The following is a 14,545-nucleotide window of genomic DNA, read 5'->3' on the forward strand; positions in this document are numbered from 1 at the left end:
TTCCAATTGCTTAGTTTGTGATGAATAATTGTCTGATTTAAATTGACAACTCAGGTATAATAAAAAATAATTAGAAAATGTAAGTGTTTTTATTAAGGGGTATAAAACTTCAAAAAGGAGGACGTTATGTATAGGGCAGATGATTGGCGTTATGGGAAAATGTCATACCACCGATGTGGTAATAGCGGATTAAAATTACCGGCTATTTCACTTGGTCTATGGCACAATTTTGGGGATACGACATCTTATGAAAACAGTCGTGAGATGATTACAACGGCATTTGATCATGGTATTAATCACTTTGATTTAGCCAATAATTATGGACCTCCTGTAGGTGCTGCGGAAATGACTTTTGGTCGTGTTTTAAAGGACGATTTAAAACATTATCGTGATGAGATATTAATTTCAACAAAAGCAGGATATAAAAATTGGGAAGGTCCGTATGGGGATTTTGGTTCTAAAAAACATTTACTGGCCAGTCTTGATCGAAGTTTAAAACGAATGGATTTAGATTATGTGGACATTTTTTATCATCATCGACCAGATAAGGAAACTCCAATTGAAGAAACAATGAGCGCACTCGCTCAGACGGTTAAACAGGGAAAAGCTTTATACATTGGATTATCTAAGTATAATGTGGAGGAAACCAAGGAAGCCTTAGCAATTTTAAAAGATTTAAAAACACCTTGCTTAATTCATCAAACAAATTATTCTATGTTAAATCGTACAAATGAAGAGGGATTATTTGATTTACTTGAAAGAGAAAAGATTGGAGCCATTACGTTTTCTGCAATGGCAGGCGGTAAGTTAACCAATCGATACTTAAATGGAATACCAGAAGATTCTCGTGCTGGAAAGGATGAAATGAAAGCATCAGATATTACGCCTGAATTAATAGCAAAAGTAAAACTATTAAATAAGATAGCACAGAGTAGAGGACAATCTTTGGCCCAAATGGCAGTCTCGTGGGTTTTGAAAAATCAAACAGTGACTTCTGTTATTGTAGGAGCAAGTCGTACGAGCCAGATTATTGATACAAAAGAAGCCGTTCATCAGACAGAGTTTAGTGCAGAAGAGTTAAAAATGATAGACGCTATTCTTTTAGGAAAAATGATCTAATTAATCATAAGAAATGTCTGATGCATCTAATAAATGAAGAGCGATATAATCATCTAAATGTAATTGAATGATTATTAAGTTGTAAAACTGAATATATTTGATGATTTAGACAAATAATGAAGTATTAAAAATAATAGAAGTTATATGGGTGGTAAAAATGAATATTAGACAAGCAACAGAGGCAGATGTATTAGAAGTTGCAAGATTGGCTTTAATGTTATGGCCTGAGCATTCTATGCATGCCATCGCATTAGAAATTTATGAAACAATTAATAGTAAGCAGGGGGCCTTTTTCTTAGCCTATGATGAAGAAGTAAAAGAGGCCGTTGGCTTTTCTCAAGTTTCTTTAAGAAATGATTATGTTGAAGGAACAAAAAATACCCCAGTTGGTTATCTTGAAGGATTATTGGTCTTAGAAGGATACCGTCTAAGAGGAATTGGCCAAGAATTATTAAGGCAATGTGAAGATTGGGCAAGAGCACATGAATGTGAAGAATTTGCAAGTGATTGTGAGTTAAGCAATGTAGAAAGTTTAAACTTCCATAGTCGCGTAGGATTTAAAGAAGCAAATCGAATTATTTGTTTTACAAAGTCATTAGTTGAATAACTATAAAAAGAGGAAGTCCTTTATTAAAATGGGCTTCCTCTTTTTACGTCATCAAAATAGTTAGTAAATAATAAAACAAACACAATAAATAAAATAATGCATATAGCGGCTGTTTTTGCATTAAACTGATTCATCATCTCACTTCCTTCTAAGCGATAAAGTGAATTTGAGTCTCATTAAATTATATGTCAAAAATGAAGAGGAAATGACATTCTATGAACTTAATGATGGAGTAGATGAAAAAAATTAGATGTAATTAATAGATTTTAAATTTTTATTGAGACATAATATACTATAAATTTATCTACTGTACCATTATTAAATTTAACTGATTCTTAACCTTCATTAACGTATAATTAAAATAAAAATTAAGAAGGTGATATGATGAAGATTTTATTAATAGAAGATGAAGAAGATTTAATTGAAGCATTGGCTCACGGATTAAAGAAGAATGGGTATGTTGTAGATATGGCAACAGATGGACGTGATGGGCTCGAACTTTCATATATAAATGATTATGATTTGATTATACTAGACTTGAATTTACCCTCAATGGATGGACTGGATATTTTAACCGAGATTCGAAAACGGGATCAAGAATGTAAAATCTTGATTTTATCAGCACGTTCTGATTATTCGCAGCGCATTGAAGGTCTTGATAAAGGAGCAAATGATTATTTAGTTAAACCGTTTGATTTTGGAGAATTATTAGCACGTACACGGGCCTTATTACGACGAACATTTATTCAACAAAATACACAACTAAAGCACGGTGATTTAATAATCGATACAGCAAAAAGATGTGTGATGTATCATCAACAACCTGTTGAGTTATCACCAAAGGAGTTTGCATTCTTGAATATTTAATGCTTCATAAAGGTCGAGCGGTTAGTGCGGAGGAAATTATGGAGCATGTCTGGCATAGCGATAATGATATGTTTTCGAATGCAGTCAAGGTACACATTAGCACGTTGCGTAAAAAATTAAGTGTTTATAGTAAAGAAGACATCATTTTAAATATTAGGGGTGCCGGTTATATTATTCATGAAAGAGGTGATTCAAATGTTTAAAAATATATCACTTCGAATCCAAATGACGATTTTAACAACATTGATTTTAGTTATTGTATCCGTTATTTTAACAGTGACATCTGTTTATAATGTAAATCAAACTCTAGTTGCCCCTATGTATTCAGCTCTAACAACAGCCCCAAGCTTTATTGAATCTGGACAGTATTTGGATTCAACGAACCCATACATGTATGAGATAGATCAATCTATTGAATTTATGATGCCTGTAGAATCAATAGTGAGTCTGTCTTATGCGGAGGAAGTAATTGCCGCTGGAACAAGTAGTTTTAGGTTATCGGCATTTGGTTCTATGATTTTAATTATTATTGTGGCAGCAGGATTTATTTATTATGTTCTTGGAAAATTTCTAAATCCTGTCAAACAGTTAAGTGATGAAATAGAATTAATAAATGAAAAACGTCTTTCTCAACGATTAATCGGATTTAATACATCGGGGGAGTTACAAGAGTTATCGCATTCTTTTAATATGATGTTAGATCGATTAGATCGTGCTTTTGAATCACAAAAGCGATTTTCATCGGATGCTGCACATGAATTAAAGACACCGCTAACGGTCCTTAAAACAAAACTAGATGTATTAGAAATGGATGCCAATGTGGAAATAGACGATTATCAAAACTTCGTAGAGGTGGCGAAAAAGCAAACAGAACGAATGATTAATTTAGTTGATCATTTGTTTATTTTATCCGCTCAACAAGATTATGAATTAAGTGATGAGGTTTATTTAGACTATGTATTTATTGATATTTTAGAAGATTTAAAGACTGCTATTGAATCTAAAAATTTAACAGTAGAGTATGAACCATGTGATATCACGATGACCTCTAATCAGATTATGTTAACGCATGCTTTTTCTAATTTAATTCAAAATGCGATTAAGTATAATCATGATAAAGGGTCGATTGCTATTAGAACAAGTGTAGAAGAACAATCTTTGATAGTTGAGGTCATAGATACTGGAATTGGAATTCCAAAGGAACAGTCAGAACATATTTTTAATGCTTTTTATTGTGTTGATCCGTCACGTTCGCGTAAATTTGGTGGCGCAGGTCTTGGGCTTGCTATTACAAAAGATGTGATTGAGCGTCACCAAGGAACGATTGAATATTTACCGAATCCAGATGGAGGAAGTATTTTTAAAGTTATATTACCGATTTAAAAATCTCTATTTCAATATAGAGATTTTTTTTGTTTAAATAGCTCTTAACCAAATCTTAACCAAGTATTTGTTAAGATAGGTGTGTAAAAGCGAGAGAGAATTTAAGATGGAAATATAAGAGGAGAGGAATTATGAAGAAGAAAGTGTCTAAAAAGAAAATCATTAGTCTAGCTAGCCTTATCTTAGTCATTTGTATTATTAGTGGTGTCACACTTGCAAATGCAAATAAAGATGAAGAGTTCGTAGAACCAATTAGAGAGTATCCAGTAAGTCGAGGTGACATCGTAGCGGGATTCAATGGAGCAGGAAGTTTAAAGCTCGAGGCAAAAGATTATAATTTTTCCGAACCGGTTATGGTGGAAGAGTTTTTTGTAAAGGTAGGAGATGCGATTAAAGCAGGAGATCCTCTTGCTAAGATTTCAGGTGAAGCAATCCAAAAGCAGTTAGAAGATTTAAATGAACAATTAACTAAAGCAAATATGGCATTAGAGCAAGCCAAGAATGCTAAGGAACTCAATATTTTAAATAATGAAAAATCGTGGAACCAGGTTACACAATCTAGTCAGGAACAATATAACAGTGAGAAATCTGTTGTTGAATCAGAACTTAAAAAATTGGATGAGCAGTTAGCAAATATTCAAACTAAAAAGCATGAAATTACGCAAAAGATTAATGAGTTAGAAGTAACTCAGGTACAAGCTAACAATGAAGCACCTGATTTAGAGGAGGAAGGAACTAATCCTGAAATCTTATTAAATTCTGATGAAGAACTTCAACAGTTAAGACAGCAATTATCGGATTTAGAACAACAAGAAGAAAGCGTCAGAGCACAAATTAACGATGCGATTGCTCGTAAAAATGATATAGATTGGCGTCGTGATAAGGAAGTGCAAAAAGAACAACAGGAAGCATCAAGTAATAAACAAATAAATGATAAAACATTGATTGAGATGGATCAATCAATTCAGTTAGCTTCTATGGAAGTGGAGAAAATTCAAAAAGAAATTTCTAAAGTAAAAGAATTAAGTGAAAATAATACCTTAGTATCGGATGTAGACGGAATTGTAACATCGCTTGGGTATACACCAAATACGATGACTTCAACTGATAAGCCAGTCGTTACGATTGGAACATTAGATATGGTGACAGCTGTAATTGGGGTATCACAAAATGATGTCAATAAATTAGAAGAAGGACAAGTTGTTCAATTAGAGGTAAATGCATATCCTGGTGAAAAGTTAATGGCTAAAGTAAAGTCTATTAATTATGTCCCTAGTAATGAAGGTGGATCAGTTGTTTATAAGGTAACTGTTGAACTAGATTCGACTGAACGTGCACTTCTTGAAGGAATGACGGTAAATGCAAAGTTCATCATTAAAGAAGTGAAGGATGTTTTAATATTATCTAATAAGGCCATTACGTTAGTTGATGGAAAACAGATGGTAAAGGTAAAACGTGAAGATGGAACAATTGAAGACGTTGAGATTACAACGGGGTTTTCTGATGGTCGTGTCAGTGAAATTAAAAATGGTTTAAGTGAAGGTGACATTGTTGTAGTAGGAGGTTAAAAAGATGAAGTTATTAGAAATGCTACGCATCGTTATGATTAACATTCTACAAAACAAAGTAAAAGTAATGTTAACTTCAATTGGAATTATTGTGGGATCGGTCACGATTGTCATGGTTATTGCCATTGGTCGTGGGGGAGAAGAAGAAGTAAAGGCACAGTTTAGTGGGTTAAGTGCCGAAACTGTTTATGTTAATTTGGATTACATGAAGATAGGAAATAAAGATTTTAGTGAAATTCCTAAATTAACACAAGATCTTATGGAACAGATGATGGATGAAAGCCAGACACTTAAGGGTATTTATTTAAGGGGGGATGCTTATAGCGAAGTAACGTTAAATGGAAAAACTGAATATATTTCCGTGACTGGAGTGACAGAAGGATATTCATTAGTTTCAAATCTTGAAACAGCTTATGGTGAGAATATTTCTGAATTTGATGTTGAAGAAATGACGAGTGTAGCGGTTATTGGTGAGGGCATTGCAAAGAAATATTATCCTAATGTAGAAGAAGCTATTGGGAGTACGATTAGAATTGGAGATAAAGCATTTACGATTATCGGAATATTAGAACGAAAAGGAGATGGACTTCAAGGATTAAGTGCAGATGATACGATTTTCATTCCATTTACAACAGCAGAGCAATCAATTCTTAATGAGTATACAATGCCTCAAATTGTCGCTTTATCTAAAGACTTATCAACCGTTAAGTTTTCGATGAAAGAGATGAAAAGTACACTAAACTATGTTTTAGATGATGGTAGTTATTACACGTTAGAAGATGCAGGAAGTCGTATTGAAGCTGCCACTCAATCAGCAGGAACGATGAATATGCTACTGATTGCAATGGCGACGATTGTCTTTATTGTGGGTGGAATTGGAATCATGAACGTTTTATTCTTATCCATTAAAGAAAGAACGAAAGAAATAGGAATTTTAAAAGCGTTAGGAAGTTCGAAAGAAGAGATTTTACTACAATTCCTTTTTGAATCAGTGATTATTAGTACGTTTGGTGGCATTATGGGAGTGCTACTTAGCTATCTATTAATGCCATTGATGAAATATACGAATACACCCGTATCACCTTCGATTGAAGGGCAAATTATTGCGATTATATTTGCAATGATTACAGGAACCCTTTTCGGACTATATCCAGCATATAAAGCATCACAATTAAAACCAATCGAAGCATTGTCATATGAGTAGAAACATTGTAATTCGGGTAAACAATGTACCAAAAATAATAAAAATGAGAGGAAGATAAAGATGAAAAAGATAGTAATGACAACAGTTAGTACAATGGTATTAGTAGGTTTAGTAGGATGTGGGTCTAACATACCAACAGACAAGGAGACACCTAAACAAGAAGTAGCAGGTGAAGGGACAGTTATATCACCTGGCGATAATGAAACAGCAGATTTTCAAAATGTAACGCAAGTTTATGGAAAAGTTAAAAGTATTATTGGAAATGAAATTGAAGTGAGTTTAGCTAAAAACCCATTTGAACTTTCGGAGGAGGAGTTAGAGGCATTAGAGGGAGAAATTGAATTAGAAGGCGGAATGGAAATAGGACAGGCTGTTACTGTCACCGATAGTATTGCTGCTATGCCATCAGATGTTGAAGGTGGAAATTTTAGTTTACTGATAGGAGAACAGGAACCTTTAGAGTTAGAGTATACAGGTGAAACAAAAAGCTTTACAATTCCAACGGGAACGACTATTTTAAACTATTTAACCGGTGGAGAGGGAAGTATTAATGATATTAAAGAAGGATCGGTTATTGCGATTGCGATGGATGGAGAAGAGGACAATCAAAAAGTATTTGCAGTAGATATTATGGAGTAGACATATGGAAACTTTAATTCAATTAAAAGATATTAATAAATCATATGGACTAGGAGATAAGTCACTTCATGTTTTGAAAAACATTGATTTTGAGGTAAAGAAGGGTGAGTTTGTTTCGATACTTGGGGCATCTGGATCAGGAAAATCAACTTTAATGAATATACTAGGTGGGATGGATACTCTAGATGAAGGGCAATATTTCATTGATGGACAAGCAGTACATGACTGTGATGATCATGATTTAGCCTTAATTCGTAATCAATATATAGGCTTTATCTTTCAACGGTATCATCTAATTCCACAATATACAGTTTTACAGAATGTGATTATGCCCTTACTGATTAGAGGAATGTCGAGACATGAGGCAACTGAGGTGGCAATGGAAAGTATTAAGATGGTCGGGTTAGGGGATAGAATCGCTCATAAACCAAATGAACTTTCTGGAGGTCAACAACAACGTGTTGCAATTGCACGAGCACTTGTAACTAAACCTTCTTTATTATTAGCAGATGAACCAACAGGGGCATTAGATTCACAGACGGGAAAAGAAATATTAGAATTATTTAAGGATTTAAATGAAGCGGGAAATACCATTGTGATGATTACGCATGATAAAAATGTAGCTAACTCTAGCAAAAGAATCGTTTATTTAAATGATGGTGTATTAAGTGAATAAAAAAGCTGTCCTTTAATTTGGCAGCTTTTTTTTAATATTTCAAGACGTTAAATACTATAGAAATCGAAAGACTCCAAGAATGTAGGTGGTAGGAAATACTAGAATGTTAGGAATAAAAATAACAATGCCAAACTAGAATTGCGATTACGATTTCATGCCGATATATTTTTAAAATCATAAAATGTTTTGAATGCAATTTAAGATCATTTTGATGATAAATTAAGCATAATAAACCTATCTCAATCAGGACAAAAAATAATTCTTCCACCAAAGAACAAGTAAAATCCTAATATTGAAAGTATGATAGGATGTTTCATTTCTTTATTTCATTTCATGTGGAATTATTTTATCAAATGAAACAAAAAAAGACGATTAAACGTCTTTCTTTGAGTTCATTGTATAATGTTTTAAGAACCAATATAAATGATAAAAAACAGCAATTAAGTAAGCAAAGTAAGCAATCTTTGTTAAGAAAAATGAGTCAATGACACTACAAACACATACAATTGCAGCAGTTGTCCATTCATGTTTATAAAGAGATTGATAGTTTGTTTTATCTCTTATTTGTTCAATTGCTTTTTTACGTTTAATTAAGAAATAAATACCAATTGCCATAAAGAAAAAGATAATCAATAACTCTACTATCAATGCTGTCATTCCTTGATTGGCATAACTTCCTAATTTTGATAAAGAATATAAACTACTGAAAAAGAATATATAAAACCATAATGTTAATTTTTGAATTTTAATTGGCATAAAATGTCCTCCTTTGTCCTTCGTCATTATACTATAAAATAGCACAAAAAAGGTGTTTTCGTATAGAAAACACCTTTTTGTAATCCAATCGATACCCACTACATTTAGACCACAATCGTATTTAAACATCCAACTTCATGAGCGATATTTTCAAGATGAGCCATCATCTTATCACTTGGTGTTTGCATGTTCAATGAATTCTTTCTAACTCCGAGGTTACGGTACTTAATCAGCTTATATCTGATATCATGTCCGCTAATACGAATGGCTACCTCACGAATCGTTTCCTCATTATCAAAAAGTTCTGGAACGATAACGGTACGAACTTCATAAAGTTTTTTTGTTTTGATTAAGTAGTCTAAATTTTTTAATACCATATCATTGGGTGCCTTAATGTATTTTTTGTGGATGACTGAATCCCATACTTTAACATCAAGCATGACACCATCTGTTAACGACATTAAGTCATGTTGAAGAGACAAATCAGTCGAACCATTTGTATCAATGAAGCAAGTTAATCCCGCTTCTTTTGCTTTTTTGAAAAGTTCAATTAGGAAAGGAGCTTGTAGGGTACATTCTCCCCCCGATACTGTAATCCCTTGAATAAATGGGCGATAATTCATGATGTCGTTCATAATGTCATCAGCAGTCAGTAATTTATATTTTGGGGTACTATTACGATGACATTTTTTTGTACAGGCATCACATTCCACACATTTTGAAACATCGAATTTAACGAGACGATCCACGCGAGATAAAGCTTGAACAGGGCAGGCACTTACACACATACTGCAATTAATACAGTGATTAATTGTTTCAGGATTATGACAATAAACACATTCAAAATTACATCCTTGTAAGAAGATAGCTGTTCGATTACCAGGACCATCCACGGAACTAAATGGGATAATCTTATTTAGATATCCCTTCATTATCGTACCTTGCGATCGTAAACTTTACCGTTACGAACTTGTCCTTGACCTAAAACAACCGTATCTTGTAATGTTGCAATTCCTTGATCTAATTTTGCGATTTCGCTACGTTTAACAAGGTATCCTGTAATACGAATCACATCAGCATCTGATGAGTATAATGAGAAGTAGCGCATTCCCTCTTTGAAAGCCCCTTGAATAATATTCAAGATAAATTCAGGGTTGTTCGCGGCATTTAATTCGAATGGGAAGATATCCCCAGTTCCAGAAGGAAAGTATTTATGGAATCGAGCTGTTTGTTTTAAGTGTTTCCAAAGCTCTGGTTCTTCACCAATAGGAATACGAGCACCCGGACTTGTATTAATATCATCTCCGATACCTACTTGAGCGTGAAGTAATAAACGCTCATTAGTCACTGTACAATGCTTACTTTCAAAGTTTTTAATGAAATCTTCCATTGTATCCATGATGCGAACTCCTAAATCATCAGCAACTTTCGAATGTCCGAATTTATCTTCTAATTTTTCTGCTTTTAATAAGATGTTGACACATTCAGCAAGTCCAACAAGTCCAAACATTGAAGTAAAGCGATCTTTAGAGATAAATCCTTCTGTTACTAAGAAGTTTGTTTCAAAGAATGTACTTTCTTCTACAATGTAGCGGATACGTTCGTTAATATAGTTAGCCATGCAAGTCATTGCATGAGGTAATTTATTATTCATGAAATCTTCAATGTCAGATGCAGTTTCAGCTAGCTTTGATAAACGCATACGAACTAGTGTATGGGCCCCTCCGCCAACATGAAGTCCATTATAGCAGCTTGCAATCCCATAGTCACCTAAATCTTCTGTAAACATTGCATGATTTGCAAAGCTTGGTTTAGCCGTTTTTAAAGCAGTTTTAATCGCTTCAATCGCTAAGTCATCTGGTGTTTCTTCACTATACTTTAATGTTAAGTTTGGAATCGCGTTTTCAAGTTCACGCTCAACCTCTAAAATGATTTTAGCAGCACGAGTTGGTTTTGGCCCTAAGTTAGCATGGCAGAATGAATCTGTAATCGTGCGGTCTAATTGTGTTAAGAATAAGCGAATTGCTAATTTTGCTTCTTCTTCATCTACAATGAATGGCTCTAATAAGTAATCGATATTTCCAATGTAAACTGGCATCGTCGTAATAGATGGAACATGTTTATAGAAAATTAATAAGTAGTTTGTTGCTTCCCAAATATTTGTCGGTGGCTCTAATTGTAAGAATTTTGAACCTTCTTTCATGAACTTTTCATAGTTAGGAAGGATATATCGTGGTCGGTAAGGGACGTTTCCTTCAAATAAATCACAGATAATCCCTGCATCACGTAATTTTTGAGTTTCTTCTGAAATATTTAAAACTTCAACACTGTTTTCTGCAAAACGTGCTAAAGATACAACTTTTTGTTCGAATGTTAATGTTTTATCTTTAACGATTTGTTCAACACCGTTCATACTCTCACCTCATAGATTATTTTCTTACATGATGTCATTACTTGACGATTTGTGTAAGAGTTCATTATAACATGTTTGAAAGCAGCTAGACTACAGTAGATTTTAACTAATCTTTACATTTAATCCACAGAATGGTCACAAAAAATGTAAGCGTTAAAATATAATTGAATAGATAGTGAGACTACAGGGGAGGGGATAGTTTTGAAGAAAGTATTAGTGATTGGCGGAACAACATTCGATTCGATTGTTTATTTAGATAAATTGCCACAAGGTCAGCCACAAACATTATTTGCGAGCTCACCACTTAATGAAACATTAGGTTCAACAGGAGCGGGGAAAGCTTTAAATTTAACAAAACTCGGGATTGATACGACGCTTCATTCAGTTATCGGAGACGATGAATATGGTCATAAAATTATTCGAAAATTAAAAGACGCTGGTGTAAATTTTGAGTACGACTTTGATCCACTCGGAACAGAGAGACATGTGAATTTACTTGATCCACTTGGACAACGAATTTCTATTTTTGTGACACAAGGTTCTGCTCAACCAGCATTAGATTTAGAGCGCTTAGAGAAATTAATTATGGAATGTGATATCGTCGTTTTAAATATCATCAGTTACACAAAACAGCTCATCAAACTTATCGAAAAACATCAAAAACCAATATGGACTGATTTACATGATTATAATCTGGAAAATCAATATCACCAACCATACATTGAAGCAGCTAATTACATCTTTGTTAGCTCAGATAATTTACCAGAATATCATGAAACGATGTTGCAATGGATGAGTCAGGGGAAAGAATTAATTGTTTGTACACATGGTAGTGGTGGGGCAACAGCCCTAACGAAAACGGGCGAATGGATTGAACTTCCGATTATTTCTGATTATAAATTTAAAGATGCGAACGGTGCAGGTGATAGTTTCTTTAGTGGTTTTTTATATGCGTATTTGAATGGGAAATCAATAATAGACTGTATGAAATATGCTACTATTTTAGGGGGACTTTGCATTAGCTCATATGAACTAGCGCATGAAAAATTAAGTGCAGAGTTAGTAGAACAGCACTTTTTAAAATATTATAATTGACATTTATAGGTGATAAATCTATAATCTAGTTAACTATAAAGATAAAATTAAAAAGGAGACGATTTCTAATGAATACATTTAATGTGCAATTAAATAATTGGCGTAACTGGTCATACTAGACAGGTTTGTATTCTTAGATTGAAGTCATTCATCATAGATACAAGCCGTATACGGTAGTATCTATGATGACCAAATATATTTTTCGTGGTCACATAGAGTTTAAACAATGTGACCTTTTTATTATCCTAGGCAAAAAGGGTCACATTGTAACTTCAATGTGGCCCTTTTAATTTTATCGTTATAGTTGTGAAAGGAGAAAAATCATGTCAGTTAACAATAAACGAGAAACATTTAGTTCCAAATTTGGCTTTTTGATTTCATGTGTTGGAGCCGCACTTGGACTCGGGAATATATGGTTATTCTCATATCGCTTAGGCGCTTATGGAGGAGCTGCATTTTTAATTCCATATTTCATCTTTATTTTTATATTAGGAACAACTGGACTTATTACGGAGTTTTCATTCGGACGACTTTTTAAGGCAGGAGCACCGACTGGAATTCGTGAAATATTTAGATCGCGTAAACTAAAAGGTGCAAAAATAATTTCTTTAATACCAGTGCTTGGGGTAGCAGGAGTTTTCATGTTTTACTCTGTTGTAGTCGGGTGGATATTAAAATACTTTATATTAAGTGTAACAGGAGAGTTAATGACTTTGGATGCTACCGCATTTTTTAATCAATTTGCTGGTTCAACATCATCCGTTATTTGGTTAATTATCGCCATGTTAACAACTGTTTTAATTGTGAAAATAGGTGTTGCAAAAGGCATTGAAAAACTAAATAAAATTGCCATGCCACTTCTTTTAATCCTATTTATCATTTTAATTATTCGTTCTGTCACATTACCTGGAGCGGAAGTTGGAATCGAATACTTATTAAAACCAAGATGGGAGTATTTATTAAAAGTTGATACTTGGGTAATAGCCCTTGGGCAGGCCTTTTTCTCGGTTTCTCTGAGTGGATGTTCATTGGTTGTTTATGGAAGTTATACAAATGATGGATATGATATTGTTTCAGCATCATTTCAAATGGCTATCTTTGATACAATAGCCGCTTTACTAGCATCATTTATCATCGTTCCAGCGACCTTTGCTTTCGGATTTGATCCGGCATCAGGACCCGCGTTACTTTTCATTACATTACCTGCGATTTTTAAAGTGATGCCATATGGAAATATTATGGCTATTATCTTTTTCTTAAGTATTATCTTTGCTGCTATTTCCTCATCAATTGGGATGTTAGAGGGACCTGTTGAAGCGTTAATGACAAGTAGACATTTATCCCGTGCAAAATCAACCATTATCATCTCATTGATTTGCTTACTGCTTGCGATACCATTAGCTGTTAATATGGAATGGTTTAATTTGTTTGCAGACTTTATAACGATTATTTTATCCCCAGTTGGCACAATGATTACAGCAATTGCATTCTTTTACTTATACAAAGGGGATATTTTAGACGAAGTTAATAAAGGTGCTAAATACTCATTAGGAAAATCATTTGTTTATTTTGGAAAATTAATTTTCGTGCCAATGACAATCCTTGTTATTTTATTGGGGATTATTTACGGAGGTATCGGTTAATGAATGGAATAAACTGTAATAAATGTGTTTGAGATGTGTTGACAATGTGTACATGAGGTGATAACATACTCCTAACACATCATTTAAATTCGTTGAAGAGAAAGAGTAAGTTAGTTTAATATCTCACAGAGAGTCGATGTTAGCTGAGAATCGATGGTCATGAATTAACTGAAAATCATCTCGAAGAAGTAAGGCTGAAATAAAAGTAAGTCTTATCGGGTCTCTTTTCCCGTTATCAAATAAAGTCATTAAAGCCTGATAAAAGGTGAGATGAGTAGAGTGCTATAGTCTTTTTTAGATTATAGAATTTGGGTGGTACCACGGAGAATTTTCGTCCCTTGATTAATCAAGGGGCTTTTTTTATGTGGAATTACCCCATTAGAGGAGGGGAGCTAAGAGCCTAACGGCTACTTAGCATGGGGGCCCAGGGGCTTTTTTTATATTTAGAATTACCCCATTGGTTGAGGAAACCTCTCTATGAGAGGATAAGGACTCCAGGGGATTTTATTACCTGCTAGAGGAGGATAGTTGAGAGTCTAATAGCTACTTGGCATGATGATATGTGTTTTTATTTG

14 protein-coding genes and 1 other annotated feature are annotated in these 14,545 nt (G+C 33.8%); of the genes, 11 read left to right on the plus strand and 3 right to left on the minus strand.

Annotated features, from left to right (window positions below; translation table 11 throughout):
- Nucleotides 1–126: 126 nt before the first annotated feature.
- The 9 genes from QWC74_RS04630 to QWC74_RS04670 all read left to right on the plus strand — a co-directional run bounded on the left by QWC74_RS04630 (nucleotide 127) and on the right by QWC74_RS04670 (nucleotide 8,063).
- Nucleotides 127–1,119: an aldo/keto reductase gene (locus QWC74_RS04630; RefSeq protein ID WP_006784080.1), complete on the plus strand. Its 993-nt coding sequence runs from the start codon at nucleotides 127–129 to the stop codon at nucleotides 1,117–1,119.
- 157 nt (nucleotides 1,120–1,276) lie between these two features.
- Nucleotides 1,277–1,726, plus strand: a complete 450-nt coding sequence (gene aac(6'), locus QWC74_RS04635) for an aminoglycoside 6'-N-acetyltransferase (protein ID WP_006784079.1) — start codon at nucleotides 1,277–1,279, stop codon at nucleotides 1,724–1,726.
- 384 nt (nucleotides 1,727–2,110) lie between these two features.
- Nucleotides 2,111–2,593, plus strand: coding sequence for a response regulator transcription factor (locus tag QWC74_RS04640; RefSeq protein ID WP_006784077.1), 483 nt, complete (start codon nucleotides 2,111–2,113; stop codon nucleotides 2,591–2,593).
- A complete protein-coding gene (locus QWC74_RS04645) occupies nucleotides 2,593–2,796 on the plus strand; it encodes a winged helix-turn-helix domain-containing protein (protein WP_202795343.1) in 204 nt (67 codons plus the stop codon). Before QWC74_RS04640 ends, QWC74_RS04645 begins: the two co-directional genes overlap by 1 nt.
- Nucleotides 2,789–3,976 (plus strand): cell wall metabolism sensor histidine kinase WalK, encoded by a 1,188-nt coding sequence (locus tag QWC74_RS04650; protein WP_006784075.1) that lies wholly within the window; start codon nucleotides 2,789–2,791, stop codon nucleotides 3,974–3,976. Before QWC74_RS04645 ends, QWC74_RS04650 begins: the two co-directional genes overlap by 8 nt.
- Nucleotides 3,977–4,107: 131 nt before the next feature.
- The gene (locus QWC74_RS04655; protein ID WP_006784074.1) at nucleotides 4,108–5,544 is read left to right on the plus strand and encodes an efflux RND transporter periplasmic adaptor subunit; all 1,437 of its coding nucleotides are present in this window, start codon (nucleotides 4,108–4,110) and stop codon (nucleotides 5,542–5,544) included.
- A gap of 4 nt (nucleotides 5,545–5,548) precedes the next feature.
- Complete coding sequence (locus QWC74_RS04660; RefSeq protein WP_006784073.1) at nucleotides 5,549–6,748, plus strand: ABC transporter permease; 1,200 nt, start codon at nucleotides 5,549–5,551, stop codon at nucleotides 6,746–6,748.
- A gap of 60 nt (nucleotides 6,749–6,808) precedes the next feature.
- A complete protein-coding gene (locus QWC74_RS04665) occupies nucleotides 6,809–7,387 on the plus strand; it encodes a hypothetical protein (RefSeq protein WP_006784072.1) in 579 nt (192 codons plus the stop codon).
- 4 nt (nucleotides 7,388–7,391) lie between these two features.
- Nucleotides 7,392–8,063, plus strand: coding sequence for an ABC transporter ATP-binding protein (locus QWC74_RS04670; RefSeq protein WP_006784071.1), 672 nt, complete (start codon nucleotides 7,392–7,394; stop codon nucleotides 8,061–8,063).
- Between the two features lie 372 nt (nucleotides 8,064–8,435).
- On the opposite strand, the gene QWC74_RS04675 is transcribed toward QWC74_RS04670, so the two are convergent.
- The 3 genes from QWC74_RS04675 to QWC74_RS04685 form a co-directional block, all read right to left on the minus strand.
- On the minus strand, nucleotides 8,436–8,819 hold the full coding sequence (locus QWC74_RS04675) for a hypothetical protein (RefSeq protein WP_006784070.1): 384 nt from the start codon (nucleotides 8,817–8,819) through the stop codon (nucleotides 8,436–8,438).
- A 104-nt stretch (nucleotides 8,820–8,923) separates the two neighbouring features.
- Nucleotides 8,924–9,751 carry a YjjW family glycine radical enzyme activase gene (locus tag QWC74_RS04680; protein ID WP_006784069.1) on the minus strand — a complete coding sequence of 276 codons (828 nt, stop codon included), beginning with the start codon at nucleotides 9,749–9,751 and terminating at the stop codon, nucleotides 8,924–8,926.
- Nucleotides 9,751–11,232, minus strand: a complete 1,482-nt coding sequence (locus tag QWC74_RS04685; RefSeq protein WP_006784068.1) for a YjjI family glycine radical enzyme — start codon at nucleotides 11,230–11,232, stop codon at nucleotides 9,751–9,753. The genes QWC74_RS04680 and QWC74_RS04685 overlap by 1 nt, the downstream gene beginning before the upstream one ends.
- Before the next feature lie 201 nt (nucleotides 11,233–11,433).
- Between QWC74_RS04685 and QWC74_RS04690 the strand changes: the two genes are divergently transcribed.
- Together QWC74_RS04690 and QWC74_RS04695 are read left to right on the plus strand one after the other, a co-directional pair.
- Nucleotides 11,434–12,327 (plus strand): carbohydrate kinase family protein, encoded by an 894-nt coding sequence (locus tag QWC74_RS04690; protein WP_006784067.1) that lies wholly within the window; start codon nucleotides 11,434–11,436, stop codon nucleotides 12,325–12,327.
- Nucleotides 12,328–12,650: 323 nt separating this feature from the next.
- A complete protein-coding gene (locus QWC74_RS04695; protein ID WP_006784066.1) occupies nucleotides 12,651–13,970 on the plus strand; it encodes a sodium-dependent transporter in 1,320 nt (439 codons plus the stop codon).
- A gap of 83 nt (nucleotides 13,971–14,053) precedes the next feature.
- Nucleotides 14,054–14,312, plus strand: a binding site (T-box leader).
- The last annotated feature ends 233 nt before the right edge of the window (nucleotides 14,313–14,545 follow it).

This window comes from uncultured Turicibacter sp. (genome assembly GCF_938044715.1).
Lineage (GTDB): Bacteria > Bacillota_I > Bacilli_A > MOL361 > Turicibacteraceae > Turicibacter > Turicibacter sanguinis.

Excerpts from the sequence above, each read along its gene's own strand:
- QWC74_RS04650 (WP_006784075.1), top strand. The coding sequence starts at position 2,789 with ATGTTTAAAAATATATCACTTCGAATCCAAATGACGATTTTAACAACA.
- QWC74_RS04645 (WP_202795343.1), top strand. The coding sequence starts at position 2,593 with ATGCTTCATAAAGGTCGAGCGGTTAGTGCGGAGGAAATTATGGAGCAT.
- QWC74_RS04680 (WP_006784069.1), bottom strand. The coding sequence starts at position 9,751 with ATGAAGGGATATCTAAATAAGATTATCCCATTTAGTTCCGTGGATGGT.
- QWC74_RS04670 (WP_006784071.1), top strand. The coding sequence starts at position 7,392 with ATGGAAACTTTAATTCAATTAAAAGATATTAATAAATCATATGGACTA.
- QWC74_RS04655 (WP_006784074.1), top strand. The coding sequence starts at position 4,108 with ATGAAGAAGAAAGTGTCTAAAAAGAAAATCATTAGTCTAGCTAGCCTT.
- QWC74_RS04695 (WP_006784066.1), top strand. The coding sequence starts at position 12,651 with ATGTCAGTTAACAATAAACGAGAAACATTTAGTTCCAAATTTGGCTTT.
- QWC74_RS04630 (WP_006784080.1), top strand. The coding sequence starts at position 127 with ATGTATAGGGCAGATGATTGGCGTTATGGGAAAATGTCATACCACCGA.
- QWC74_RS04665 (WP_006784072.1), top strand. The coding sequence starts at position 6,809 with ATGAAAAAGATAGTAATGACAACAGTTAGTACAATGGTATTAGTAGGT.
- QWC74_RS04660 (WP_006784073.1), top strand. The coding sequence starts at position 5,549 with ATGAAGTTATTAGAAATGCTACGCATCGTTATGATTAACATTCTACAA.
- QWC74_RS04675 (WP_006784070.1), bottom strand. The coding sequence starts at position 8,819 with ATGCCAATTAAAATTCAAAAATTAACATTATGGTTTTATATATTCTTT.
- QWC74_RS04640 (WP_006784077.1), top strand. The coding sequence starts at position 2,111 with ATGAAGATTTTATTAATAGAAGATGAAGAAGATTTAATTGAAGCATTG.
- QWC74_RS04685 (WP_006784068.1), bottom strand. The coding sequence starts at position 11,232 with ATGAACGGTGTTGAACAAATCGTTAAAGATAAAACATTAACATTCGAA.